This window comes from Rhodanobacter sp. KK11, from assembly GCF_033345435.1.
Lineage (GTDB): Bacteria > Pseudomonadota > Gammaproteobacteria > Xanthomonadales > Rhodanobacteraceae > Rhodanobacter.
On sequence record NZ_JAWPMI010000001.1, the window covers coordinates 1374087 to 1397186 of the forward strand.

The 23100-nt window shown below is 68.6% G+C and carries 24 protein-coding genes, 3 tRNA genes and 1 other RNA gene; 20 read left to right on the top strand and 8 right to left on the bottom strand.

Translation table 11 applies throughout. From position 1 onward, the window contains the following. Positions 1-8: 8 nt before the first annotated feature. Positions 9-818 (top strand): ferritin-like domain-containing protein, encoded by an 810-nt coding sequence (locus tag R5H19_RS06105; protein ID WP_318158059.1) that lies wholly within the window; start codon positions 9-11, stop codon positions 816-818. 120 nt (positions 819-938) lie between these two features. Here R5H19_RS06105 and R5H19_RS06110 read toward each other — a convergent pair. After that, positions 939-1015, bottom strand: a tRNA-Pro gene (locus R5H19_RS06110). A gap of 164 nt (positions 1016-1179) precedes the next feature. On the opposite strand from R5H19_RS06110, the gene hisS reads away from it, so the two are divergent. The 3 genes from hisS to R5H19_RS06125 all read left to right on the top strand — a co-directional run bounded on the left by hisS (position 1180) and on the right by R5H19_RS06125 (position 4946). Further along, positions 1180-2553: a histidine--tRNA ligase gene (hisS, locus tag R5H19_RS06115; RefSeq protein WP_318158060.1), complete on the top strand. Its 1374-nt coding sequence runs from the start codon at positions 1180-1182 to the stop codon at positions 2551-2553. Positions 2554-2616: 63 nt separating this feature from the next. Then, on the top strand, positions 2617-4518 hold the full coding sequence (locus R5H19_RS06120) for an aromatic amino acid ammonia-lyase (RefSeq protein ID WP_318158061.1): 1902 nt from the start codon (positions 2617-2619) through the stop codon (positions 4516-4518). Positions 4519-4547: 29 nt separating this feature from the next. Beyond that, entirely contained in the window at positions 4548-4946 is a 399-nt protein-coding gene (locus tag R5H19_RS06125) for a DUF6165 family protein (protein ID WP_318158062.1), read from the top strand. A gap of 79 nt (positions 4947-5025) precedes the next feature. On the opposite strand, the gene R5H19_RS06130 is transcribed toward R5H19_RS06125, so the two are convergent. Continuing rightward, positions 5026-6084, bottom strand: coding sequence for a glycosyltransferase family 9 protein (locus R5H19_RS06130; protein ID WP_318158063.1), 1059 nt, complete (start codon positions 6082-6084; stop codon positions 5026-5028). Positions 6085-6118: 34 nt separating this feature from the next. Here R5H19_RS06130 and R5H19_RS06135 point away from each other — a divergent pair, with 34 nt between their 5' ends. The 9 genes from R5H19_RS06135 (at position 6119) to R5H19_RS06175 (ending at position 11528) form a co-directional block, all read left to right on the top strand. Continuing rightward, positions 6119-6850: a 3-deoxy-D-manno-octulosonic acid kinase gene (locus tag R5H19_RS06135; RefSeq protein WP_318158064.1), complete on the top strand. Its 732-nt coding sequence runs from the start codon at positions 6119-6121 to the stop codon at positions 6848-6850. Continuing rightward, the gene (locus R5H19_RS06140; RefSeq protein ID WP_318158065.1) at positions 6847-7605 is read left to right on the top strand and encodes an MBL fold metallo-hydrolase; all 759 of its coding nucleotides are present in this window, start codon (positions 6847-6849) and stop codon (positions 7603-7605) included. Before R5H19_RS06135 ends, R5H19_RS06140 begins: the two co-directional genes overlap by 4 nt. Positions 7606-7896: 291 nt before the next feature. Beyond that, a tRNA-Ser gene (locus R5H19_RS06145) sits at positions 7897-8008 on the top strand. Between the two features lie 81 nt (positions 8009-8089). Beyond that, positions 8090-8182 (top strand) — tRNA-Ser (locus R5H19_RS06150). 88 nt (positions 8183-8270) lie between these two features. After that, positions 8271-8367, top strand: an RNA gene (gene ffs / locus R5H19_RS06155) — signal recognition particle sRNA small type. A gap of 82 nt (positions 8368-8449) precedes the next feature. Next, a complete protein-coding gene (gene dnaX, locus R5H19_RS06160; protein ID WP_318158066.1) occupies positions 8450-10129 on the top strand; it encodes a DNA polymerase III subunit gamma/tau in 1680 nt (559 codons plus the stop codon). After that, on the top strand, positions 10129-10452 hold the full coding sequence (locus R5H19_RS06165) for a YbaB/EbfC family nucleoid-associated protein (protein WP_318158067.1): 324 nt from the start codon (positions 10129-10131) through the stop codon (positions 10450-10452). Before dnaX ends, R5H19_RS06165 begins: the two co-directional genes overlap by 1 nt. A 107-nt stretch (positions 10453-10559) precedes the next feature. Further along, the gene (gene recR / locus R5H19_RS06170; RefSeq protein ID WP_318158068.1) at positions 10560-11159 is read left to right on the top strand and encodes a recombination mediator RecR; all 600 of its coding nucleotides are present in this window, start codon (positions 10560-10562) and stop codon (positions 11157-11159) included. 24 nt (positions 11160-11183) lie between these two features. Beyond that, positions 11184-11528, top strand: a complete 345-nt coding sequence (locus R5H19_RS06175; protein ID WP_318158070.1) for a histidine triad nucleotide-binding protein — start codon at positions 11184-11186, stop codon at positions 11526-11528. A 63-nt stretch (positions 11529-11591) separates the two neighbouring features. On the opposite strand, the gene R5H19_RS06180 is transcribed toward R5H19_RS06175, so the two are convergent. The 6 genes from R5H19_RS06180 to R5H19_RS06205 are packed head-to-tail and all read right to left on the bottom strand — an operon-like array spanning position 11592 to position 17189. Then, positions 11592-12179: a Slp family lipoprotein gene (locus R5H19_RS06180; RefSeq protein ID WP_318158071.1), complete on the bottom strand. Its 588-nt coding sequence runs from the start codon at positions 12177-12179 to the stop codon at positions 11592-11594. 48 nt (positions 12180-12227) lie between these two features. Further along, the gene (locus tag R5H19_RS06185; RefSeq protein WP_318158072.1) at positions 12228-14210 is read right to left on the bottom strand and encodes a DUF3488 and transglutaminase-like domain-containing protein; all 1983 of its coding nucleotides are present in this window, start codon (positions 14208-14210) and stop codon (positions 12228-12230) included. Beyond that, positions 14207-15160 carry a DUF58 domain-containing protein gene (locus tag R5H19_RS06190; RefSeq protein WP_318158073.1) on the bottom strand — a complete coding sequence of 318 codons (954 nt, stop codon included), beginning with the start codon at positions 15158-15160 and terminating at the stop codon, positions 14207-14209. The genes R5H19_RS06185 and R5H19_RS06190 overlap by 4 nt, the downstream gene beginning before the upstream one ends. Beyond that, entirely contained in the window at positions 15160-16101 is a 942-nt protein-coding gene (locus R5H19_RS06195) for a MoxR family ATPase (RefSeq protein WP_318158074.1), read from the bottom strand. The genes R5H19_RS06190 and R5H19_RS06195 overlap by 1 nt, the downstream gene beginning before the upstream one ends. Positions 16102-16140: 39 nt before the next feature. Then, positions 16141-16737, bottom strand: a complete 597-nt coding sequence (locus tag R5H19_RS06200) for a Maf family nucleotide pyrophosphatase (protein WP_318158075.1) — start codon at positions 16735-16737, stop codon at positions 16141-16143. Continuing rightward, the gene (locus R5H19_RS06205; RefSeq protein ID WP_318158076.1) at positions 16734-17189 is read right to left on the bottom strand and encodes a hypothetical protein; all 456 of its coding nucleotides are present in this window, start codon (positions 17187-17189) and stop codon (positions 16734-16736) included. Before R5H19_RS06205 ends, R5H19_RS06200 begins: the two co-directional genes overlap by 4 nt. A 184-nt stretch (positions 17190-17373) precedes the next feature. On the opposite strand from R5H19_RS06205, the gene R5H19_RS06210 reads away from it, so the two are divergent. From R5H19_RS06210 to fabF, 7 genes are all read left to right on the top strand, one after another. Further along, positions 17374-17850, top strand: coding sequence for a YceD family protein (locus tag R5H19_RS06210; protein WP_318158165.1), 477 nt, complete (start codon positions 17374-17376; stop codon positions 17848-17850). 83 nt (positions 17851-17933) lie between these two features. Then, entirely contained in the window at positions 17934-18128 is a 195-nt protein-coding gene (rpmF, locus tag R5H19_RS06215; RefSeq protein ID WP_149365336.1) for a 50S ribosomal protein L32, read from the top strand. A gap of 161 nt (positions 18129-18289) precedes the next feature. Then, a complete protein-coding gene (locus tag R5H19_RS06220; protein WP_318158077.1) occupies positions 18290-19264 on the top strand; it encodes a beta-ketoacyl-ACP synthase III in 975 nt (324 codons plus the stop codon). A 144-nt stretch (positions 19265-19408) separates the two neighbouring features. Next, on the top strand, positions 19409-20356 hold the full coding sequence (gene fabD / locus R5H19_RS06225) for an ACP S-malonyltransferase (protein WP_318158078.1): 948 nt from the start codon (positions 19409-19411) through the stop codon (positions 20354-20356). Between the two features lie 63 nt (positions 20357-20419). Next, complete coding sequence (fabG, locus tag R5H19_RS06230) at positions 20420-21163, top strand: 3-oxoacyl-ACP reductase FabG (RefSeq protein WP_318158079.1); 744 nt, start codon at positions 20420-20422, stop codon at positions 21161-21163. A gap of 216 nt (positions 21164-21379) precedes the next feature. After that, a complete protein-coding gene (gene acpP / locus R5H19_RS06235; RefSeq protein ID WP_007513179.1) occupies positions 21380-21619 on the top strand; it encodes an acyl carrier protein in 240 nt (79 codons plus the stop codon). A 241-nt stretch (positions 21620-21860) separates the two neighbouring features. Then, positions 21861-23099: a beta-ketoacyl-ACP synthase II gene (fabF, locus tag R5H19_RS06240; RefSeq protein ID WP_318158080.1), complete on the top strand. Its 1239-nt coding sequence runs from the start codon at positions 21861-21863 to the stop codon at positions 23097-23099. The last annotated feature ends 1 nt before the right edge of the window (position 23100 follow it).

The window sequence follows — 23100 nt, forward strand, 5'->3', positions numbered from 1 at the left end:
CTTGCCGCATGAATGATCTGCACGCCGCCGCCAGACGCTGCCTGGACGCCACCGAACCGGCCGAGAAGCTGCGCCTCACTCGCGAGACGTGGCACGCCTTCCTGGCCGGTGATCTGTACGCTGACCCGGCAGCACCGCCGCCCGAGCCGATCGGCCCGCCCGGTCGTCCGGCGAAGCCGCGGCTGGTCAACGCGCGTCAACTGCCGCAGCGCGGACTGGGCAGCGACGAAGGTCGTGCCGCCCTGGTGCACGCGGTGGCGCACATCGAGTTCAACGCGATCAACCTGGCCTGGGACGCGGTCTACCGCTACCGCGGCAAGCCGGATGCGTACTACCGCGACTGGGCCAGCTGCGCCCACGACGAGGCGCGCCACTTCGCGCTGCTGTCCGGCCGGCTGGCCGAGCAGGGCCACGCCTACGGCGATTTCGACGCGCACAACGGCTTGTGGGAAATGGCCGAGAAAACCGCTGGCCACGACACCGCCCGCATGGCGCTGGTGCCGCGCGTGCTGGAGGCGCGCGGGCTGGACGTGACTCCCGGCATGATCGAGCGGCTGCGCGGACTCGGCGACGAGCACACCGCGGCGATCCTGGAGGTGATCCTGCGCGAGGAAGTGGCCCACGTCGCCGCCGGCACCCGCTGGTATCGCTGGTGCTGCGAACGCGATGGCGTCGATCCGGTCGAGACGTTCTTCACCCTGGTGCGCGACTACATGGGCGTGAACCTGCGCGGCCCGTTCAACCGTCCGGCGCGGCTGCAGGCCGGCTTCGTCGAGGAAGAGCTCGACCGGCTGGCGGCGCTGGCCGTGGCCGGTTGACGAGTCCGCGTCGAACCACAAACCGCGGTCCCGCGGGACCGCCAGGCCGTGTCCGACGAGTTCGCCATCATGTGGACGGACATGAAAAAGCCGGCGCAAGGCCGGCTTTTTCATCGAATTTGGTCGGGGTGACAGGATTCGAACCTGCGACTTCTACGTCCCGAACGTAGCGCTCTACCAGGCTGAGCTACACCCCGTGGGAAGCCGCGTATCTTAGTGTCCGTCCGCGGACTTGGCAACAGGTTTCGTGCGCGCGCGGCACAGCATGGTGCAGGGAAGGGCGGCGGCGTTCTGTTAATCTTGGCGGCTGCAGTTGCCGCGCCTGCCGCGCGGCGACGATCCACCGTCGACAGAGGATTCCATGGCGCTTACCCCGGCCCGCACCACGCCCGGCGTGCTCGAGCTGCTGCCGCTCGACCAGATCGCGTTCCAGCGCATGCTCGACGTGATCCGCCGCAACTACGAGCGTTTCGGCTTCCTGCCGGTGGAGACGCCGGCGATCGAGTATGCCGACGTACTGCTCACCAAATCCGGCGGCGAAACCGAGCGGCAGGTGTATTTCGTGCAGTCCACCGGCGCGCTTGAGCAGGGCGAGAAGCCGGACCTGGCGTTGCGTTTCGACCTCACCGTGCCGCTGGCGCGCTACGTGGCCGAGCACGAGCGCGACCTCAGTTTCCCGTTCCGCCGCTACCAGATGCAGCGGGTGTACCGCGGCGAACGCGCGCAGCGCGGGCGTTTCCGCGAGTTCTACCAGTGCGACATCGACGTGATCGGCAAGGACCGCCTGTCGATCCGTTATGACGCCGAACTGCCGGCGGTGATCTACAGCGTGTTCCGCGAACTGGCCATTGGTCCGTTCACCATCCAGCTCAACAACCGCAAGCTGATGCGTGGCTACTTCGAAAGCCTCGGCATCGTCGACGGCGAGCGGCAGATGCTGGTGTTGCGCGAAGTGGACAAGCTGGACAAGCGCGGCGCCGACTACGTGCGCGACATGCTGACCGGCGAGGCGTTCGGCCTGAGCGCCGAGGCGGCGGCGAAGATACTCGCCTTCGTGCAGGTACGCTCCACTTCGTTGCAGGACGCCTTCGACCGGCTCGATGCGCTGGGTGCCGGCCCCGAAGCGCTGGAGCAGGGCCGCGCCGAACTGAAGGAGGTGCTGGGCCTGATCCGCGACTTCGGCGTGCCGGAGACGCATTTCGCGCTGAACCTGTCCATCGCGCGCGGCCTCGACTACTACACCGGTACCGTCTACGAGACCACGCTCGACGAGCACCCGCAGATCGGTTCGATCTGCTCGGGCGGCCGCTACGAGAACCTCGCCGGCCAGTACACCAGGTCGCATCTGCCCGGCGTGGGCATCTCGATCGGCCTCAGCCGCCTGTACTGGCAGCTGCGCGAGGCCGGCCTGGTGCATACCGCGCGAAGCACGGTGGACGTACTGGTGACCCAGATGGACGAGGCGCAGCTGCCGACCTACCTCACGCTGGCCGGCGAGCTGCGCGCTGCCGGCATCGCCACCGAGGTGGTGCTGGAAGGCGGCAAGCTGGGCAGGCAGTTCAAGTATGCCGACCGCGCCGGCATCCGCTTTGCCGTGGTGTTGGGCGAGGACGAGTTGGCCAAGGGCGTGGTCACGGTGAAGGACCTGCGTCGCGGCGACCAGTTCGAAGTGGCGCGCGCCGAGCTGGTCAAAACGCTGCGGGTGGAGCTGGAGCAGGCCGCCGCGATGGGCTGAGTACCCGTTTGCCGGCACCGGGCCGATCCATCGCAGACCACGCAAACCATCCATGAGGCAGCAGTGAGCACAACCGAAACCATCGTCCTCGACGGCCACAGCCTTACCCGTGCCCAGCTGGTGGCGGTGGCGCGCCACGGCAGCAGGGTCTCGCTGGCTCCGGCCGGGCTCGCGCGCGTGCAGCGCGCCGCCGATTTCCTCGCCGACAAGGTCAGCTGCGGCGAACCGACCTACGGCGTCACCACCGGCTTCGGCAGCAACGCCGACAAGCTGCTCGGCGCGCATCGCGTGCGCGACGAGTTGCCCGGAGGCAATCCGCACGCGCCGGAAGGCACGCTGCTGGAAGAACTGCAGCACAACCTGATCATCACCCACGCGGTCTGCGTGGGCAGACCGTTCGGCGAAGACGTGGTGCGGGCGATGTTGCTGATCCGCATCAACACGCTGATGCGCGGCCACTCGGGCATCCGGGTGAGCACGCTCGAAGCATTGGCGGCGATGCTCAACGCCGGCGTGGTGCCGGTGGTGCCGGAGAAGGGCTCGGTCGGCGCCAGCGGCGACCTGGCGCCGCTGTCGCACCTGGCGATCGTGCTGCTCGGCGGTGGAGAGGCGTTCTACCGGGGCGAGCGTCTGCCCGGCGCCGAGGCGCTGCAGCGCGCCGGCCTCGCGCCGATCCGGCTCTCGTTCAAGGAAGGCCTGGCGCTCAACAACGGCACTGCGCAGATGCTGGCCACCGCCACGCTGGCGCTGGACGCGCTGGAGCGGCTGCTGGATACCGCCGACCTCGCTGCGGCGATGACGCTGGACGCGTTCGCCGGCCGCAGCGGCGCGCTGCGCGCGGATGTCCACGCGCTGCGTCCGCATCCGGGCCAGGTGGAAACCGCCGCGCACGTACGCGAATTGCTGGCCGACTCCACCCTGCTCGACATTCCGTACCATCTGGTGCCGCGCTTCAAGCCGTGGAATGCCGAGGCGTGGAGCGAGCCGGACGACCAGGCGCTCAGCTTCGACATCGGCTGGGACTGGGTGCCGGCCAACCAGCGCCACGGCCGTGAGGCGTTCTACGCACGCTTCCTGCCGTTCAAGGGCGGCAAGAAACACCAGCCGCAGGATGCCTACAGCCTGCGCTGCATGCCGCAGGTGCACGGCGCCGTGCGCGACGCCTGGGCGCAGGCCTGCCGGGTGATCGACATCGAGCTGAACGCGGTTACCGACAATCCGCTGATCTTCCCGGACAACGCCGACGCGGAATTCATCGAGGAGCAGGTGATCTCGGCCGGCCACTTCCACGGCATGCCGCTGGCGCTGGCGATGAGCTACGTGAAGGCGGCCATCCCGGTGCTCGCCTCGATCTCCGAGCGGCGCCTCAACAAGCTGGTCGACCCGGCCACCAACGACGGCCTGCCGGCCTTCCTCACCGGCAACGAGGACGGCACCGACTCCGGCTTCATGATCGTGCAGTACACCGCCGCGGCACTGGTCAACGACCTGGCCACGCGCGCGCATCCGGCCAGCGTGTACTCGGTGCCGACCAGTGCGAATGCCGAGGACCACGTCTCGATGGGCGCCAACGAGGCGCGCCACGTGCTGGACATGATGGAGGACCTCGGCCACGTGCTGGCGCTGGAGCTGTACACCGCCGCGCAGGCGCTGGACTACCGCCAGGAGATGCTGAACGCGGCGCGCCGGCTGGCGACCCGGGGCGGTTGGCAGGCGCTGGCGGCGAAGATCGCCAATGCGCCGCGCGAAGGCCAGCCGCACCACGAACAGTTCGTCGCCGAGGTGCAGCAGCTCGCCGCGGCGCTGGCGCATGCCGGCGATTTCCACGCCGGCACCGCCGTGCGCGACGCGCACGCGATCCTGCGCCGGCACATCGGCTTCATGCATCGCGACCGCGCGATGGACGGTGACGTGCGCACGGTCTGCGCGCTGGTGCAGCAGGGCGCGCTGCGCCCGGCGGCGTGACTCATCCTTTTTTGACGGAAGCCAAGACCATGAGCCTGATCCAGACCCCGGTGTCCTACGGCGAACTGATCGACAAGATCACCATCCTGGAGATCAAGTCGCGCCGCATCACCGACGCTGCCAAGCTGGCCAACGTGCGCAGCGAGCTGGACCTGCTCAACACCACCTGGGCCGCCCATCCCGCCTCGCACACCGACATCTCTGCCGAACGTGCCCGCCTGCTGGCGGTGAACGAACTGCTGTGGGACATCGAGGACCGCATCCGCCTGAAAGAAAAAGCGCAGGCGTTCGATGCCGAGTTCATCGAGCTCGCCCGTTCGGTGTATTTCCGCAACGACGAACGCGCCGCTTTCAAGCGCGAGATCAACCTGAAGCTCGGTTCGCAGCTGGTCGAGGAAAAGTCGTACCAGGATTACCGCGCGGTCTGATGCCGGCGTGCAGGAGCGCACCCTGTGCGCGAAGCTTTTCCGTCACGTAACGAAGAGCCATCGCGCACAGGGCGCGCTCCTACAACAACCGCATGTCGTGTGCGGCGGCTTCGTAGCGCTCGACCACGTCGTCCACGCCGATCAGGTCCATCACCCCGAGCTTCTCGATCTTCGTGCCCCAGGCCAATTCGCCGGCCGGCTTGCCCAGGAACCGGCGCGCGGCCTCGTCGTACTTGTCCACGCACCAGCGGCGGTCGGAGTACGGGCCGGAGCGGTGCGGGTTGCTGGCCGCATGCAGGCCGAGCACGCGGGTGCCCACGGCGTTGGCCATGTGCATCGGGCCGGAGTCGGGGGTCAGCAGCAGCTGCGCGCGCTCGAGCAGGGCCAGCAGTTTTTTCAGCGTGTCCTTGCCGGTGAGGTCGAGCGGCGGCGACTGGCATGCCGCCAGCACGGCGTCGGCCATTGCGCGCTCGAAGGCGGACGGACCCCCGACCAGCGCGACCCGCCAGCCGCGGGCGGCGACGTGATCCATCACGGCGGCGTAGCGCTCCGGTCGCCAGTTGCGCAGTGCATGGCTGGAGGTGGGGCTGACCAGCAGGGTGGGCGTGTCGCCGGGCAGCTGTTCGGCGGCCCAGGCGTGCGCCTCGTCGGGAATCGGGATGTCCCAGCGCACGGAGGTCTGCTTCAGTCCCAGCGGTTCGCAGAAGCTGCCGATCGCGTCCAGCACGTGCTCGCCGCTGCGCGCCGGGATGCGTTCGTTGATCACCAGGCCGTGCAGATCCTTCGCGCGGGCGCGGTCGTAGCCGATGCGGCGATCCGCCTTGATGCCCAGGCTCAGCAGGTTCGAGCGCATGGCGACCTGCATGTGCAGCAGCGCGTCGAAACGCCGGCCGCGCAACGCCGCGTGTACCGCGCGCATACCGGCCCAGCCGGCGGCCTTGTCGAAGGTGACGAACTCCACGTCGGGCAGGTCGCCGACCAGCTTGCGTTCCAGCCTGCCGACGATCCAGGTCAGCGAGGTTTGCGGCCACGCCTGCTGCATGGTGCGTACCAGCGGCACCACGTGGGTGACGTCGCCGATGGCGGAGGTGCGCAGCAGGCAGATCGAGGCAGCGGCAGTGGGCGGGTTCGGAGCCATGGGCCTGGGTTAGAATCGAGGACAATCACCGGGCATGATGATGCAGGAACGAATCCACCGCGATGCCGAAGGCGCGATTCTGTTCGACGCCGGGGTGTCGCCACAAGTCGGGCATGACTGGTTCGCACCCGATTACTGGCGAGGACGCGACGCGTTGCGCACCCAGGCCGGTGGCCGTGGCGGCGTGGCGATCGTGGCCACGCCGGTGGGCGAATGCGTGCTGCGGCACTACCGCCGTGGCGGCCTGATGGCTGCGCTGATGGGCGACCGGTATCTGTGGACCGGCGCCGACCGCACCCGTCCGTTCGCGGAATTCCGCCTGCTCGCCGAGATCGCCCGACTGGAATTGCCCGGGCCGACCGTGGTGGCGGCGCGTTATCGCCGGCGTGGCCTGTTCTACGCTGCCGACCTGATCACCCGCCGCATCGCCGATGCGCGGACGCTGGCCGAATGCCTGGCGGCAGGGCGACTGGATGGCGAACTGGCGGAGGAGGTCGGCGCGCTGGTGGCGCGTTTCCATCGCGCTGGCGTCTGGCATGCCGACCTGAATGCGCACAACGTGCTGGTGACGCAGGGTGCGCTGCACCTGATCGATTTCGATCGCGGCCGTCTGCGCACTCCGGCCAGTGCCTGGCAGCAGGCGAACCTGCTGCGCCTGCGTCGCTCATTGCTCAAGCTCGGCGCGGCCGACGCCGGCGAGGCGGCATTCGAGGAGCACGTCTGGCAGCCCCTGTTGTACCGCTACGGGCGTACGCTGAACCCATGAACTGGCATCTGCACTTTCTCGGCGTGGGCGCCGCGCACGCGGTGGAACTGGGTTCGTCGGCCGCGGTGCTGGAGCGCGCCGGCGTGCCGTTGTTGCTGATCGACTGTGGCCCCGACACGCTCGACCGCTACCTGGCGGCGTACGACGCACTGCCGCCGGCCATCTTCATCACGCATACCCACATGGACCACGTGGGCGGGCTGGAGCGGTTGTTCTTCAAGTTGTGGTTCGACGAACACCTGCGCGGCACGACCCGGGTTTTCATCCATGCCGGGCTGTTGCCGTGGCTGCAGGCACGTGTGGCCGACTACCCCGGCACGCTGGCCGAAGGCGGCGTCAATTTCTGGGAAGCGTTCCGCTTGATCCCGTGCACGCGCGGTTTCTGGCTGGACGGCCTGTGGTTCGACGTGTTCGCCACCCGCCATCACGTGCCGGGCACCTCGTACGGCCTGGCGCTGGACGGCAGCTTCGTCTACACCGGCGACACCCGGCCGATCCCCGAGGTGCTGGCCAGCCGTGCGGGTGGCAGCGAACTCATCGCCCACGACTGCGGTCTGGTCGGCAACCCCTCGCACACCGGCATCGACGACGTCGAACGCGAGTATCCGGAGGCGTTGCGTGCCCGGTTGCTGCTGTATCACTACGGCAGCGAGGCGGACGGCACCGCGTTGATCTCCCTCGGCTACCGCATCGCGGTTCGCGGCGAACGGGCCGCCTTGCCCGCCCCGTCGGAACCCAGGGCCGACGCCGGCTGAATCGGCGTCCGCTTGCTTGCCTGGATGGGGGCCTCCCGCTATCCTTACCGACTCTTTGAAGGACGGGATCGCCGGCAAAGGGAGTTTCGTGCGGAGAGGTGTCCGAGTGGTTGAAGGAGCACGCCTGGAAAGTGTGTATACGGCTTATCCCCGTATCGCGGTTTCGACAAATTCGTCCGGAACGAATTTGGACAGCCGCCAGGCTGGCCCCGAACGCCAGTGAGGGGTGAGGCTCAGGATGAGCCGAACAATCCCGCCCGCTGCGAGATGGTGCGACAAAGATTTTGCGGAGAGGTGTCCGAGTGGTTGAAGGAGCACGCCTGGAAAGTGTGTATACGGCTTATCCCCGTATCGCGGGTTCGACAAATTCGTCCGGAACGAATTTGGACAGCCGCCAGGCTGGCCCCGAACGCCAGTGAGGGGTGAGGCTCAGGATGAGCCGAACAATCCCGCCCGCTGCGAGATGGTGCGACAAAGATTTTGCGGAGAGGTGTCCGAGTGGTTGAAGGAGCACGCCTGGAAAGTGTGTATACGGCTTATCCCCGTATCGCGGGTTCGAATCCCGCCCTCTCCGCCAGTTTCTGAACAAGGTGCGACAGCGTGAGGCTGGCGCAACAGCAACAGCAAGAGCAGCAAGCGTAATCGTTTGACGTCCATGGTGGCCCCGTCGGTCCCCCCGCGACGATAGTCCGCAAACCCCGCCAGGTCCGGAAGGAAGCAACGGTAGTGGATGATTCGGGTGCCGGGGTGTGGCTGGCGGGGCCGCCGCCATTTCGGGGTCGTCGTTTACTGACTTACCCCGCCTGACTTGGCACAATCACCTTTCGCCCCAAGGTAGTCAGGCATGTCTTATCAGGTACTCGCCCGCAAGTGGCGCCCGCGCAAGTTCGCCGAACTGGTGGGGCAGGAACACGTGGTGCGCGCGCTCACCAATGCGCTGGACACCGGGCGCATGCACCATGCCTACCTGTTCACCGGCACCCGCGGCGTGGGCAAGACCACCATCGCGCGCATCTTCGCCAAGTCGCTGAACTGCGAGCGCGGGCAGTCGGCCGACCCCTGCGGCGAGTGCGCGGTGTGCACGGCGGTGGACGAAGGCCGCTTCGTCGACCTGCTGGAGATCGACGCGGCCAGCAACACCGGTGTGGACGACGTGCGCGAGGTGATCGAGAACGCGCAGTACGCGCCGTCGCGCGGCCGCTTCAAGGTGTACCTGGTGGACGAGGTGCACATGCTGTCGAAGAACGCGTTCAACGCGCTCTTGAAGACGCTGGAGGAGCCGCCGCCGCACGTGAAGTTCCTGCTTGCCACCACCGACCCGCAGAAGCTGCCGGTGACGGTGCTGTCGCGCTGCCTGAAGTTCAACCTGAAGCGGCTGCTGCCGGAACAGATCTCCGGCCAGATGCGGCACATCCTGGGCGCCGAGAACATCGCCTACGACGACGGCGCGATCGGCGAGTTGGCCCGCGCCGCGGATGGATCGCTGCGCGACGGCCTGTCGCTGCTGGACCAGGCGATCGCCTACGGCGGCGGCGTGCTGCACGCCGAGGACGTGCGCAACATGCTGGGCAGTGTGGCGCGCGGCCAGGTGCTCGGCGTGCTGGACGCGCTGGCTGCCGGCGACGGCGAGCGGCTGCTGGCCGAGTGCACGCAGATCGCCTCGTACTCGCCCGACTTCGGCGGCGTGCTGGACGACATCGCCAGCGTGCTGCACCGACTGCAGCTGATCCAGTTGATACCCGGCTACCGGCCGGAGGAAGACAGCGACGAGGACGGCGCGCTGGCGGCGCTGGCCGGGCGGATCGCGCCGGAAGACGTGCAGTTGTACTACCAGATCGCCACCGTGGGCCGCCGCGATCTGGCGTTGGCGCCGGACGCGCGCACCGGCTTCGAGATGGCGCTGCTGCGCATGCTGGCGTTCCGCCCCGGCGATGGTGCACCGGCTGCGCATGCGGAACGTCCGGCGGCCAGCCCGGCGCCGACGCGCCCCGCGGCACCGGCGCGGTCCGCTGCCGCACCGGAACCGCGCCATGAAGCCGCGCCGTCGCGTGCGGCAACTGCGCCCGCTGCCATCGCTGCGCCATCTGCCGCCGTCACTCCGGTGGCGCGCGACGCCAACGGTCTGCCGGACTGGGAAACCCTGATCGAGCGTGCCGGCCTGCGCGGGCCGTTCGGCCTGCTGGCGCAGAATGCGGTGTTGCGCGAGCGCGACGGGCAGACCCTGGTGCTGGCGCTGCAGCCGGCGCACATGAGCCTGGCGGTGGAGCCGATGGTGAGCCAGATGGAAGAGCGCATCGGCCAGGCACTGGGCGAGCGCGTCCGCCTGCGCTTCGTCAACGCCAGCCAGGCCGCCGCTGCGCAGACCCCGGCGGCGCGCGCGGCGCAGGCGCACGACGCGGCCCAGGCCGCCGCCGAGCAGGCGATCGAAGGCGACCCGCTGGTGCAGTCGCTGAAGCGCGAGTTCGGCGCACGCGTGCTGCCGCAATCCATCAAACCCTTTGACAACGAATCCGGAGCCGTGTGATGAGAGGACAGATCGGCCAGCTGATGCAGCAGGCCCAGCGCATGCAGGAAGACATGAAGCGTGCGCAGGAGGAAATCGCGAAACTCGAGGTTACCGGCAGCGCCGGCGGCGGCCTGGTCAGCGTGGTGATGACCGGCGCGCACGAGGTGCGCAAGGTACAGATCGACCGGCAGACCTTCGCCGACGATCCCGAGATGGCCGAGGACCTGGTCGCCGCCGCGATCAACGACGCGGTGAACAAGGTCGCCCAGGCCAGCAAGGACAAGCTCGGCGGCGTCACCGCCGGGATGAACCTGCCGGCCGGCTTCAAGTTGCCGTTCTGAGGAATCCGGGTTCGTCGTAGGAGCCCGCTTGCGGGCGATGCTTCTGCTCCGAAGCTCCAGAAGGAGCATCGCCCGCAAGCGGGTTCCTTCGTTAGATTGAGGCAAGCATGAGTGGTTCCCCCCTCCTCGCCGACCTGATCGAAGCGCTGCGCTGCCTGCCCGGCGTGGGTGGCAAGAGCGCGCAGCGGATGGCCTTCCATCTGCTGGAGCGCGAGCGCGAGCGCGGGCTGAAGCTGGCCGCGGTGATGGAGCAGGCGATGCGGCGCATCGGCCACTGCGAGCGCTGCCGCAACTTCAGCGAGGAGCCGCTGTGTACGCTGTGCGCCAGCCCCAGCCGCGACCGCCAGGTGCTGTGCGTGGTGGAATCACCGACCGATCTGGCAGCGATCGAACAGGCCACCGGCTACCGCGGCCAGTACTTCGTGCTGATGGGCAGGCTGTCGCCGCTGGACGGGCTGGGCCCGGAGGAACTCGGACTGGCGCAGCTGGCCCAGCGCCTGGGCGAGGGCGAGATCGAGGAACTGATCATCGCCACCAATCCCACCGTCGAGGGCGAAGCCACCGCGCACTACCTGGCCCAGCTGGCCCGCGCCGGCGGCGTGCGGCCGACCCGGCTGGCGCACGGCGTACCGCTGGGCGGCGAACTGGAATACGTCGACCGCAGCACGCTGGCGCATGCATTCGGCGGCCGCCAGTTGCTCGACTGAGTCATCACTTTCAGGAAACCGACCATGAGCGACACGATTTTCAGCAAGATTGTCCGCCGCGAGATTCCGGCCGACATCGTCTACGAGGATGACGAGGTGCTGGCGTTCCGCGACCTGAACCCGCAGGCGCCGGTGCACGTGCTGTTCATTCCGAAGCGGCCGCTGGCCACGCTCGACGACGCGACGGCGGGTGACGCCGAGCTGCTCGGCAAGTTGCTGCTGGCCGCGGCGGCGTACGCGAGGCAGGAGGGCCTTGCCGAGCGGGGCTACCGCACGGTGATCAACTGCAACGAGGACGGCGGGCAGACGGTGTACCACCTGCACGTGCACCTGCTGGCCGGGCGGCGCATGCACTGGCCGCCGGGCTGAGCGCCACGGTGCCGCATCCCGCACATGAAAACGCCGGCTCCGGGCCGGCGTTTTCATGTGGGCTTACTTCTTCGGCGCGGGCAGCGGAGGCGGCGGCCGCACCACGATCACCCGGCGGGGGTAGTAGCCGTAGTAGGGGTAGCCGCCCCAGTAAGGGCCGAAGCCCGGACCCCAGAACGGGTCGTAGAAACCCGGCGGGTAGTTGACCACGACCGGGCGCTTCGGCCACAAGTAGACCACGTCGGCCTCGATCCGCGGGTAGGCGTAGTCGAACTCGCCCACCTTCTGCGACACCGTGCCGTGCAACGTGCCGGTGACGGTCAGTTCGCGGCCGCGGACGAACACTTCCGGATCGTAGAAACCGTCGCGGCAGGCGACGAAGCGACCCAGGTTCTCGCCGGTATTGCCGGCTTTCGGGCGCGCCTGGCTGTCCAGCGGGCGCGACAGCAGATAGAAGCAGGTCTGCTGTGGACCCGGTTCGGTCTTGATGATCTCGCCGCCCCAGCGCACGCGGGTACCACCCGCACCGCCTTGCTGGGCGCTGGCGGTGGAGACGTCGGTATAGGTGCCTTCCAGCGGCTTCGGAATCGTCGCGCAACCGGCCAGCAGGGCGAGGGCGGCGACGAGGGTTAGTGGGCGGTACAGGGACATGGGGATCTCTCCATACATGGGCGACGGCCTGCGCCGTCGTGTCGGCTCTTATTTGACCACGTCGACGATGCGGAAATCCCGCACGGCGCGCTGGAATGCGCGAAGTGGTTCAGTCGGCGGTTCGTCGTGGGCATAGCGCAGTTCCAGGTAACTCCTCATCAGGTTTGCCAGTTCCTCGCGTTGGCCGGGCAGCGCACGGGCCGCGCGGCTCAGGTAGTGCTGCGGACCTTCGGCGCGGCGGCGCACCACGCCATGGCGGGCCAGCTTCCGTTCCAGCCTGCGCAACGCGCCGCGCAGCGGATCGCGCGGCTGCCGCCGCAGCAAGGCCCACGCCAGCCCGGCCGCGATGAACAGCACGCTGCTGATCGCCAGCAGCACACCGAGCGTCGCCGTGTCGGCATCGCGGATGCCGAACGGCGTCAGCAGTCCGCGCTGGCGCAGTGCGTCGAAGCCGATAACGCCTTGGTCCCACCAGCGGTTGACGATGTCCCAGCGATTGCGCAGGCCCTGCAGCCAGTCGTTGCGGTACCAGGCCAACTGGTCGCCGGCGGCGGCCGCCGCACCGAGTGAAACGCGCTCCGGGCGCACTGCGCCGGTGGGGTCCACGCGTACCCAGCCGTGCCCGGCCAGCCACACCTCGCTCCAGGCGTGCGCGTCGGAATAGCGCACCAGCAGGTAGTCACCGAGCTTGTTCCAGTAGCCGCCCTGGTAGCCGGTGACCACCCGCGCCGGGATGCCGGCGGCGCGCATCAGCACGGTGAAGGCCGACGCATAGTGTTCGCAGAAGCCTTCGCGGGTGTCGAACAGGAAGTCGTCTACCGAGTTGCGCCCCAGCGGCGCCGGCGCCAGCGTGTAGCGGAAGCCGCCGTCGCGGAACAGGGTCAGCGCGGTCCGCACGATGGCGGCGTCGTCGCTGCCGTAGCGCTGCCGCCATTGCGCGGCCAGCGCGTGCGTGCGCGGGTTGAAATCCGCCGGCAGGCGCAGGCCGAGGCGGCGCGAGCGCTCGTCCAGGTCAGGCTGCAACTGGTAGCGCAGCGCCGAGCGCGCAGCGTAGTCGAGCGGATCGTTGACCGGCTTGTCGGCCATCACTTCGCGGTCGGCTTGCAGGGTGGCCTGCGCCGGCGCCTGCAGCGGCACGTCCAGCATCGGCAGCACGCGGCGCCGGGTCGGCTGCAGGCTGATGCGGTACCCCACCGAGCTGGCGACGTCGATGGGGGCCGGTGGCCGCGGCGGGGCGATGCGCGGATCGAGCCGGCGCCAGCTGCGGCCGTCGAAATGCCACATCACGTAGGCGCGGAAGTAGCGCTGATCCGGCGCCGGCGGCGCGCCGTCGAAACTGACCCGCATCGCGGGATGGTCGTCGATCAGCAGGTCGGTGAAATTGCCCGGCGTCATGCTGTCGCCGAGGCCGGTGCGCGCCTGCTCCGGCGTGGGTGCGCCCCACAGCGGCGAGCTCAGCCGCGGCACCAGCAGGAAGGCCAGCAGGGCCAGCGGCAGTGCCGCCGCGGTCAGCGCCAGCGCCGGCAGCAGGGCACGCGGCAGGCTGGGTGCCGGCAGTTGCCCGGGTTCCAGCGCACGCAACGTGGCCAGCGCCGGCAGCAGGCCCAGCGCGACCACCACGGTGGCGACCAGCCCCTGGTCAAACAGCAGCGCGGCCATCAGGGCAAAGCAGGCGAAGCTGATGCCCACGCGCACGTCGCGCGCGACCTCGGTTTCCAGCAGCTTGAGGATCAGCAGGCCGACCGCCAGCGCCGTGCCCGGCTCGCGGCCGAAGATGTTGCCGTACTGCACGATCACCGCCAGCGTCAGCAGGGCCAGCAGCGGCAGCTTGAGCCAGCGCGGCACCCGGCCGGCCTGATGCCGCCGCTGCCACCATCGCCAGCCGAGGATCAGCGCCAGCGCGACGGTGAGCCACCCCGGCAGGTGCGGCGAATGCAACCCGAGCACCAGCGCCATGGTCAGGCTGAGCAGGTCGAACGCGCGGGTGTCGATCGGCCGCCCGCCCGGCGGTCGGGGTCGGCGTGGCGTCATGGCAGCTGCGCCAGCGCGTTCATGCAGCGCGCGTAGTGGAGCGGCCCGCTGCCGCTGGGAATCTCGTTGCCGGGCAGCCACAGGCTGTAGTGGCGGCGCCGGGCCTGCGCCTCGTTCAGCCAGCGCGCCAGCCGCGCGATGCGCGCCTCGTGGTCCAGCCCGCCCAGCTGGCGCCAGTCCAGTTGCCACTGCGGATGGCTTTGCGGCTGCTCGAAATCCTTCACCAGCAGGTTCTCATGGCGGGCGCTGGCCTTCCAGGCGATGTGCCGCTGCGGGTCGCCGGCGCGGTAGTCGCGCAGCGCGGCGAGTTCGTCGCCGCGATGCAGGCGCAGCTGGCGGGCGTCGTCGGCGTGGGCCTGTGGCGGTGGTCCGGCCGCTTCGGCGCGTGGCCACACCAGCACGGACTGCTCCGGGTGCAGCCAGCTCCAGGCGCGGAACAGGCCCAGCGGCCAGCTGCTCCATATCCGCAGCCGCGGCAGCGCTTGCCAGCCGCGTCGCTCGGTGGGCAGGGCCAGTTTCACCAACGTACTGGCGTGGCCGTCGAGTGCGAAGGCCACGGTGCTGTCGCCGAGATCGACGCGGATGGCGTTGCGCGGACGCCGGGAGTCGAAGGCCAGAGTGAGCTCGAGCGGCTGGCCGGCGACCGCGTGACCGGCGCGGATGTGGCCCAGGCGCAGGCCGTCGAGGCTGCGGAACGCCACCAGCATGCTTGCGGCGCTGGCCGCACCGAGCAGGCAGGTGAGCAGCAGACCGGCGTTGTTGGCGTAGTTCAGCGCGCCGACCAGCATCACCAGCAGCAAGACGGAAAAGCCGAGGCCGAAGCCGGTCGGCACGATGTAGATGCGCCGCCGATGCAATTCGATCGGCAGGCTCTCGGGGCGGCGATAGCGGGTGAGCGCGGGCAGCCGCTGTTCGGCCCGTCGCAGCAGCCGCTGCAGCAGGTCGCGCATCAGTCCACCGCCACCTCGGCCAGCACTTGCCGGGCCAGGGTGTCGCCGTTGGCGCCGCGCGCCGGCAGCAGGCGGTGTGCGGCCAGCGGCACGAACAGCGCCTGGATGTCCTCCGGCAACACGTGACCGCGACCGCTGAGCAGGGCCCACGCACGCGCGGCGCCGAGCAGCGCCAGGCCGGCGCGCGGCGACAAGCCCACGCGGATCTCGGCGTGCCGGCGGCTGGCGGCGAGCAGGGCCTGCAGGTAGTCGAGCAGGGCGGCGCTCGCGGTGATCGCCTGCGCCTGCCGGCGCAGCGCGAGCAGTGCCGCGCCGTCCAGCTGCGGCATCAGCTGGGCCAGCAGGTCGCGGCGGTCGCTGCCGGTGAGCAGGGCGCGTTCGGCCGCGGCATCCGGGTAATCCAGCGACAGCCGCAGCATGAAGCGGTCGAGTTGCGAGTCGGGCAGCGGGAAGGTGCCGTTGAGGTCCAGCGGATTCTGCGTGGCGACCACGAAGAACGGCTGCGCCAGCGCATGCGTCTGGCCGTCCACGGTGACCTGGCCTTCGGCCATCGCTTCCAGCAGTGCGCTCTGCGTCTTCGGGCTGGCGCGGTTGATCTCGTCGGCCAGCAGCAGGCCGGTGAAGATCGGGCCGGGGTGGAAGCGGAACTGGCCGGTCTCGCGTTCGTACACGCTGACCCCGACGATGTCCGACGGCAGCAGGTCGCTGGTGAACTGCACGCGCTGGAACTCCAGCGCGAAGGTGGCCGCCAGCGCGTGCGCCAGAGTGGTCTTGCCCACGCCGGGCACGTCTTCCAGCAGCAGGTGGCCGCCGGCGACCAGGCAGGTGAAGGCGAGCTTCACCTGGCGCGGCTTGCCCAGCAGCACGCGGTTGACCTGGGCCATCGCGGCATCCAGTTGCTGCTGCAGGGATTCGTCGTGGGGCTGGGTCAGTGCGGACATGCAACTTGGTCTTCCGATGATGGTGCCTGCAGTTTAGCCTCAGGGCAGTTCGATACCGGCCATGCGCAGCAGCCGCGCCAGCGCGATCAGCGGCAGGCCGACCAGTGCGCTGGGGTCGCGGCTTTCGATCGCTTCGAACAGGCTGATGCCGAGGCCTTCGCACTTGAAGCTGCCGGCGCAGTCCAGCGGTTGTTCGCGCTCGATGTAACGGGCGATCTCCGCGGCGCCCAGCGCGCGGAAGCGCACGCGGGTGTGGTCGACATGGGTATGCCGCCGGCCGTCGCGCGCATCGAGCAGGCACAGCGCGGTGTGGAAGTGCACCTCGCGGCCGGAACTGGCGGCGAGCTGGGCGCGGGCGCGTTCGACGGTGCCGGGCTTGTCGAGGATCAGACCGTCAAGCTCGGCGACCTGGTCGGAGCCGATGACCAGCGCATCCCGGCGGTTTCGCGCGACGGCTTCGGCTTTGGCGATCGCCAGGCGCAGGGCGCGTGCTGCGGGTTCTTCGTCCGGTAACGGGGTCTCATCGGTGCCGGGCGCAGTCTGCTCGAAGTCCGGGAGCAGCCGCTGCAGCAGCTCGGCGCGGTAACGCGAGGTCGAACCCAGCACGATGCGTGGCGGTTGGCGGGGCGGGATCATGTATCCGATTCGCGCCGGAGGTGTTCGCGCATCGCGCTGTTCAAGTCGGTCTGGGCCTGGTCGAGGGCCTTCAGCAGCGGTTGCAGGCGGTCGCGGGTGCCGCGCATGGCGGCGGCGGCCTCGTCCAGTTCATGCTGGCTGGCGTGCGGCGAGCGGTCGCGGATCCACAGGCGTTGCTGCAGCAGCGCACGCAGGCCGGCATCGATCGCGTGCTGCGCGTCCTGTTCGCTGGCCGCGGGAAGGTCGGGATTGAGCGACATCACCGCGTGAGCCTGCTGCAGGCCGCTGCGGCAGGTCTTCAGGTCGATTTCCAACCGGTCGGCCAGGTCGAGCAGGGTCTGCAGGCGGCTGCCGCGCAATGCCTGGCGCCGGCGCAGCAACAGGGCCACGGCCACCAGGGCAATCAGCAGCGCCAGCAACACGGCGGTGCCGAGCGTCAGATAGAAGTTCAAGGGCAATGGCTCGGGCAACAGGGAGATTCAGTCTGCCCCATCAGGACTGGATCAGGCAAAATAAGCGGTTGCCGGGACGGGGGCGATGCCTGCTGACCTCATGTCGGTTGACTTCGAGCGACTCCGAACCTACCATTTCGCGATTATGTCCGTGACACTGCCCGAGTCCGTGGACGCTTGGCGCATGGTCTCGGCGCGGCGTTCGTTCGAAGGGACGCTCCCCATCGCGACCATGCCCCGCCTGTGCGAGGTGTTGGCGAGTACCGATGGGTTGCTGCAGTTCGAGCTGGATTTCGGGCGTGACGAACTGGGCATCAGCTACGTCGACGTTCGTGCCCGGGCATCGCTTGCGCTGGTCTGTCAACGCACGCTGGAGCCGTTCGTGCTGCCGGTCGCGGTGGACACCCGGCTCGGCCTGATCCGGCAGGAACGCGACGAGGCCGGACTGCCGCCGGATTGCGAACCGCTGCTGGTGGCCGAGGATGGCCGACTGAATCCGACGGATGTGATAGAAGACGAATTGCTGTTGGCGCTGCCGCTGGTGCCGGTCAATCCGGACAGCAGCCTGCCCGACGAAGTGACGGGCCACGAGCCGGATTCTGCCGGCGAGGGGCACTCCGAAAGTCCGTTCGCGGTGTTGCGCGAACTGAAGAAGAAGTAATGCCGGCCCGGGTGATCCGATCCGGGCCATGACGCAACAGATCATCCTGTTTCAATCTATCGAGTTTCAGCTGGAGAACTACCATGGCAGTTGCCAAGAGCCGCCGTACCCCGTCCACCCGCGGCATGCGTCGTGCGCACGATGCGTTGAAGACCGTGCAGCTGTCCACCGACCCGACCAGCGGCGAGGTGCATCTGCGCCACCACGTCACCAAGGACGGCTACTATCGCGGCAAGAAAGTGATCGAGACCAAGGGCGCGGTGTCGGTCGAGGATTGATCGGTGCCGCGGAACCCTGCGGGGTTTCCGGACTTCGATCAGGCGGGACGGCGCGGCAACGCGCCGTTTTGCGTTGATGGACACCCCGAATGTCGCTCCGGACGGTTGCGCTGGCACTGCCCAGGGCGTTCAATCCCCTGTTTACGTTGATGGACAGCTGAATGGCCCAGATCTATTCCCGCATCATCGCCACCGGCAGCGCGCTGCCGGAGCGCGTGGTAACCAACGCCGACCTGGAAAAGATCGTCGACACCAGCGACGAGTGGATCCGCACTCGCACCGGCATCCGCCAGCGGCACATCGCGGCCGATGGCGAGACGACCGGCGACCTGGCGTTCCGAGCCGCGCAGCACGCGCTGGAGGCGGCCGGCGTCAGGGCGGCCGAGCTTGACCTGATCGTGCTGGGCACCACCACGCCCGACATCATCTTTCCGTCCACCGCCTGCCTGGTGCAGCACCGCCTCGGCGCGAACGGCTGCGCGGCGTTCGACGTCAACGCCGCCTGCTCGGGCTTCATGTACGCGCTGGGCATCGCCGACAAGTTCATCCGCAGCGGGCAGGCGAAGAAGGCGCTGGTGATCGGTGCCGAAACACTGACCCGCATGATCGACTGGCACGAGCGCGAGACCTGCGTGCTGTTCGGCGATGGCGCCGGCGCCGTGGTGCTGGAGGCCTCGAACGAGCCGGGTATCCACGCCACCTGTCTGCATGCCGATGGCGGCTACAAGGAACTGCTGTGGAACCCGGTCGGCGTGTCGGCCGGCTTCAAGGACGAGCCCAACCACGGCGTGCGCATCAAGATGGCCGGCCGCGAGGTGTTCAAGGTCGCGGTGAAGACGCTGGACGCGCTGGTGGACGAAACACTGCAGGCCGCCGGCATGCAGGCCACGGAGATCGACTGGCTGATCCCGCACCAGGCCAACCTGCGCATCATCGAGGCGACCGCGAAGCGGCTCTCCATGTCGATGGAGCGCGTGATCGTCACCGTCGACCAGCATGCCAACACCTCGTCCGGCTCGGTGCCACTGGCACTGGATTACGCTGTGCGCTCGGGCAAGGTGCAGCGCGGCCAGAACCTGCTGCTGGAGGCGTTCGGCGGCGGCTTTACCTGGGCCTCGGCGCTGCTGCGCTACTGAGTTGCCGATCCGGCAGATGGTGTCCCGCGATGCCGCCCGCCGGGCGGCATCGTGCCTTGTGTCCCGGGACATGCCGAAATACAGCTGCGTATGGACGGCGATGCTGGCACCATGGTGGTTTTCGTCGCCGGGATCCGTCCATCCATGAGTTCCACTTCCGCTTCGCTTGCTTTCGTTTTCCCCGGCCAGGGTTCGCAGTCGGTCGGCATGTTGGGCGAACTGGCGGCTGCGCATGCCGAGGTGCAGGCCACGTTCGAAGAGGCCTCGCAGGGCGCCGGCGCCGACTTGTGGCAGTTGAGCGCGCAGGGGCCGGAAGATCAGCTCAACCGCACCGAGCACACCCAGCCGGCGCTGCTCGCCGCCAGCGTCGCCGTGTGGCGCGTATGGCGGAAATTGGGCGGCGCGCAGCCGGCGCAGTTGTCCGGTCACAGCTTGGGCGAGTACAGCGCGCTGGTTTGCGCCGGCGCGCTGTCGCTGCATGACGCGGCGGCGCTGGTGGCCGAGCGCGGGCGCCTGATGCAGGCGGCGGTGCCGGCCGGCACCGGCGCGATGGCGGCGATTCTCGGCGGCGACGACGCGCAGATCGCGCAGGTGTGCGAGGAAGTGGCGCAAGGCCAGGTGGTGGCGCCGGCCAACTTCAATTCGCCGGGGCAGTTGGTGATCGCCGGCAACGCCGAAGCGGTCGACCGTGCGCTGGCGAAACTCGCCGAGCTGGGCGTGAAGAAGGCCATCAGGCTGGCCGTGTCGGTGCCGTCGCATTGCGCGCTGATGCGGGGGGCGGCCGACAGTCTGGGCGAACGGATGGCCGCGGTCGACTGGAGTCTGCCGTCGATCCCGGTGATCCAGAATGCCGAGGCGCGCAGCTACGGCAGCGTCGACGAAATTCGCGGCGCGCTGCAGCGCCAGTTGTACCTGCCGGTGCGCTGGACCGAATGCGTGCAGGCGCTGGCCGCCGGCGGCGCCACGCGCATCGCCGAGTGCGGCCCGGGCAAAGTGCTGGCCGGCCTGGTCAAGCGCATCGACAAGAGCATCGAGGCACGCGCGATCGGAGCTCCCGCCGAACTGGATGCCGCCCGCACCGAATGGGCTTGAGCCGGCCTCGCCTTTGCGCTCCGGGCTTTAAGCCTTTCCCGATTCACCAAGGAACCCGAACCCATGAGCAATCCACTGCAAGGTGAAATCGCGCTGGTCACCGGCGCCAGCCGCGGCATCGGCGCAGCGATCGCGGACGAACTGGCGGCGATGGGCGCCACCGTGATCGGCACCGCCACCAGCGAAAGCGGTGCGGCCGCGATCGGCGAACGGCTGGCCGCGCACGGCGGCCACGGCCGCGTACTGAACGTCACCGATGGTGCCGCGGTCGAGGGGTTGATCGACGGCATCGCGAAGGAGTTCGGCGCAGTTTCGATCCTGGTCAACAATGCAGGGATCACCCGTGACCAACTGCTGTTGCGCATGAAGGACGAGGACTGGCAGGCGATCATCGACACCAACCTCACTTCGGTCTACCGCACCTCCAAGGCGGTGTTGCGCGGCATGATGAAGGCAAGGAAGGGCCGCATCATCTCGATCGCCTCGGTGATCGGGCTCACCGGCAATCCGGGCCAATCCAATTACGCGGCGGCGAAGGCCGGCATCATCGCGTTCTCCAAGTCGCTGGCGCGCGAGATCGGCAGTCGCGGCATCACCGTCAACGTGGTGGCCCCGGGTTTCATCGACACCGACATGACCCGCGCGTTGCCGGAGGAGTCGAAGCAGGCGCTGCTCGGCCAGATCGCGCTGGGCCGCCTTGGCGAGGCGACCGATATTGCCAGGGCGGTGGGCTTCCTGGCGTCGCCGGCAGCGGCCTACATCACGGGGGAAACCCTGCATGTCAATGGCGGCATGTACATGCCGTAGGACCGGGGGCCTGTGATCAGGCCCTCATACGCGGTTGTCGCCAGCGGCTCCATTTTGGGCGACAATCGCGCTTTCGCGCCGGTCATGGGGGTCAGCGCCTCCTCGGCACCGGCCAAGCGTGGCGGCCACGCGGTTTAGCCACTACAATGCGCCGGCCTTTCGCGGGCCTCGCGCCGGCACAGACAATCAATTACTCCCTTGAGAGGTATGGGCAACATGAGCACCATCGAAGAGCGCGTCAAGAAAATCGTCGTCGAGCAGCTCGGCGTGAAGGAAGATGAAGTCACGGCGAACGCTTCGTTCGTGGACGATCTGGGCGCAGATTCGCTGGACACGGTGGAACTGGTGATGGCGCTCGAGGAAGAGTTCGAGACCGAGATTCCCGACGAGGACGCCGAGAAGATCACCACCGTGCAGCAGGCCGTCGATTACATCAAGGCCCACTCCAAGGATTGATTGATCCGGGATTGATCGCCACGCATCTGGACTGGCACGCGTCTGCAGGCCAGTCCGGCCCCCTGCGGCGATACCGAACGCTGCGCCATCTTGGCGCAGTTTTCGTTTCTGCAATTTGTAACGTCCGACCCCGTATGGTGGGCAGGATGCCTGCCGGGCATCACCGGGCGACGTTCCCGCGACCCGCGCGGGACGGCTGCCGGCAGCGGCAGATCCACGCAATCACGTAAGGAACATCAGCATGAGCAAGCGACGTGTGGTAGTGACCGGCATGGGCATCATCTCGCCGGTCGGCAACGACATCGCCAGCGCCTGGGATCGTGTCGTCAAGGGCGTCAGCGGCATCGGCCCGGTCACCCACTTCGATACCTCCGCTTATTCCACCCGTATCGCCGGCCAGGTCGGCGGCTTCGATCCGGCCGAGTGGATGCCGCTCAAGGACGTCAAGAAGATGGACCCGTTCATCCATTACGGCGTGGCGGCGGGCACCCAGGCCTTGCGCGACTCCGGGCTGGAAGTGACCGAGGCGAACGCGCCGCGCATCGGCGTGGCAGTGGGCGCCGGCATCGGCGGCCTGTACACGATCGAGGCGACCACGCTGGAGCTGGCCGCGAAAGGCCCGCGCCGAGTCTCGCCGTTCTACGTGCCCAGTTCGATCATCAACATGGTCTCGGGGCAGCTATCGATCATGTTCGGCCTGAAGGGCCCGAACATCGCCTGCGTCACCGCCTGCACCACCGGTGCGCACAACATCGGCCTGGCCGCGCGGATGATCCAGTATGGCGATGCCGACGCGATGGTCGCCGGCGGCGCCGAGTTCGCCACCACCGGCACCGCGATGGCCGGCTTCTGCTCGGCCAAGGCGATGTCCACCCGCAACGACGAGCCGACCCGGGCCAGCCGCCCGTGGGACAAGGACCGTGACGGCTTCGTGCTGTCCGACGGCGCCGGCGTGCTGATGCTGGAAGAGTACGAACACGCCAAGGCCCGCGGCGCGCGCATCTACGCCGAGCTGGTCGGTTTCGGCATGAGCGGCGACGCGTTCCACATGACCGCGCCGAGCGAGGGCGGCGAAGGCGCGGCGCGCTGCATGCAGACTGCGCTGAACGATGCGGGGCTCAATCCCTCCGAGGTGCAGTACGTCAACGCGCACGGCACCTCCACCCCGCTGGGCGATCTCGGCGAAGTGATGGCGGCGAAGAAGGTGTTCGGCGATCACGCCTACAAGCTGGCGATGAGCTCGACCAAGTCCACCACCGGGCATTTGCTGGGTGCAGCCGGCGGCGTCGAGGCGATCTTCAGCATCCTGGCGCTGCGCGACCAGGTGCTGCCGCCGACGATCAACCTGGACGAGCCGGGCGAAGGCTGCGACCTGGATTTCGTGCCGCATACCGCGCGCGAGGCCAAGCTCGACGTGGCGATCTCCAACTCGTTCGGCTTCGGCGGCACCAACGGCACGCTGGTCTTCCGTCGCGCCTGAG